General features: G+C 69.1%; 2 protein-coding genes. One reads left to right on the top strand and one right to left on the bottom strand.

What is annotated here, in order from left to right:
• Positions 1-719: nucleoside-diphosphate sugar epimerase/dehydratase (locus AC1DP0_RS20905; protein WP_478088311.1), on the bottom strand; the 719-nt coding region annotated here is incomplete at its 3' end.
• A 373-nt stretch (positions 720-1,092) separates the two neighbouring features.
• Between AC1DP0_RS20905 and eno the strand changes: the two genes are divergently transcribed.
• Positions 1,093-2,391: phosphopyruvate hydratase (gene eno / locus AC1DP0_RS20900; RefSeq protein WP_478088309.1), on the top strand; the 1,299-nt coding region annotated here is incomplete at its 3' end.

Raw genomic sequence — 2,391 nt, 5'->3', positions numbered from 1 at the left:
TCGAGGTCCCAGGCGATCCGGCGGAAGTCGACCGCCGATGGGAAGGCGCCCTCGGAGAAGAGCACGAGGTCGGCCTCGGAGGCGAGTGCGTTCGAGGCGGTCTCGTTGGTGAAGCCGATGACCGGCACCCCGCCCGGGGTCTGCTCGACCGGCCGCGTGGACGGCACCAGGGCGCCGATGACGTGAAAGCCCAGCCACTTCTCGCGGCGCAGGACGCTCGCGACCTCGTCGATCCGGCTCTCCGACCCGGAGATGATCACCTTCGTCAGCAGGCGCCCGCGGCGGTGCAGGCGGTGGACGATCCTGCGGGCCGACCACCGCCACAGCAGCAGCACCGGCACGCCGACGAGGAACAGCAGGACGAAGAAGGCCCGCGAGAGCTCGAACTTCGTCAAATAGCTGGAGATCCCGATGGCGCCGGCCGTGAGCCCGGCAGCGCCGAGCACCCGGGCGTACTCGACGGTGCCGACCCCGAGGTGGGCCTTGGTGTAGGACCCCCGCGCCACGTTGGCCAGCATCCAGGCGACGATGATGGCCGGCCCCACGGACAACGCGACCGTGTTGACGTCGTTCGCCACCGGCACCAGAGCCGGCATGTCGACGCCCCGGACCGCGGCGAGCAGCGTCGCCCCCACGATGATGACGAGGTCACCGGTCGCGATCCCCAGCTGAAGCAGCCGTTGCCCTCGCAGCCGCTCGGTAGTCCTGCGTGCATCCACTCTCGCGTTCAGGTCCAGGAGAATCGCTCCTGGTTGTTGCACGGCTTGCCCCATGACAGCACCAACCCCCCGCTGGCGTCGTAACTCCCCATTGACACAGCCACCCCCCGGTGACACTTCGGAGTATGTCGGGTTCGGTCACGCCAAGGTCAAGAACCGGTAAGTCTTTTCTCAAGTTGGGCGTTATTGGGGGCGTATAGCCCGTAATGTCTGACCCATTTTCCGGCATGGGTCGGCGCCCACCCCGAGATCGGGTGTGGGGCCGGGTCGCTGAAGGCCGATGGCGTGGCCAGCGACTAGGCTTTGGGCCGATGCATGCACCCGCGCGATCCTGCGGTGGGTGCCCGAGCGCGACCTGCACAGGAGTTTGTCAGTGGCCAGCATTGAGGAGATTGGCGCCCGCGAGATCCTGGACTCGCGCGGCAACCCGACGGTCGAGGTCGAGATCCGTCTCGACGACGGCACGTTCGCCCGCGCGGCCGTCCCGTCGGGCGCCTCGACCGGCGCCTTCGAGGCGTCCGAGCGTCGCGACGGCGACAAGGGCCGCTACCTGGGCAAGGGCGTCGAGCAGGCCGTCGATGCCGTCATCGAGGAGATCAACCCGCGCCTCGTCGGATTCGACGCCAGCGAGCAGCGGCTCATCGACGCCGAGATGATGGCGCTCGACGGCTCGTCCAACAAGGAGAACCTCGGCGCCAACGCGATCCTCGGCGTCTCGCTGGCCGTCGCCCACGCCGCCGCCGAGTCGGCGGGTCTGCCGCTCTTCCGCTACGTCGGTGGCCCCAACGCGCACGTGCTCCCGGTCCCGATGATGAACATCCTCAACGGGGGGTCGCACGCCGACTCCAACGTCGACATCCAGGAGTTCATGATCGCGCCGATCGGCGCTCCGACCTTCCGCGAGGCGGTGCGTTGGGGCGCCGAGGTCTACCACTCGCTCAAGAAGGTCCTCAGTGAGCGCGGCCTCGCCACCGGGCTCGGCGACGAGGGCGGCTTCGCCCCCAACCTCGAGTCCAACCGGGCCGCGCTCGACCTCATCCTCGAGGCGATCAAGGCCGCCGGCTACGAGCCCGGCCGCGACATCGCCCTCGCCCTCGACGTGGCCGCCTCCGAGTTCTTCCAGGACGGTGCCTACGCCTTCGAGGGCACCAGCAAGTCGGCCGACGAGATGGTCGCCTACTACGCCGAGCTCGTCGAGGCCTACCCGCTCGTCTCCATCGAGGACCCCCTCAACGAGGAGGACTGGGACGGCTGGAAGTCCATGACCGACCTGCTCGGCAGCAAGGTCCAGATCGTCGGCGACGACCTCTTCGTCACCAACCCCGAGCGCCTGGGGCGCGGCATCTCCACGGGCACCGCCAACTCCCTGCTCGTCAAGGTCAACCAGATCGGCACGCTCACCGAGACGCTCGACGCCGTGGCGCTCGCGCAGAGCAACGGCTACCGCTGCATGATGAGCCACCGCTCGGGCGAGACCGAGGACGTCACGATCGCCGACCTCGCCGTCGCCACCAACTGCGGCCAGATCAAGACGGGTGCGCCGGCCCGGTCCGAGCGCGTCGCGAAGTACAACCAGCTGCTCCGCATCGAGGAGGAGCTCGACGACGCCGCGGTGTACGCCGGCAGGGGCGCCTTCCCGCGCTTCGACGCGAGCCGCTTCGGCGCCCAGGGC

It is taken from the genome of Terrabacter sp. P5_B1 (assembly GCF_056400505.1).
Note: the sequence above shows the minus strand (reverse complement) of the source record. Positions and strands in the feature narration are given on the sequence as shown.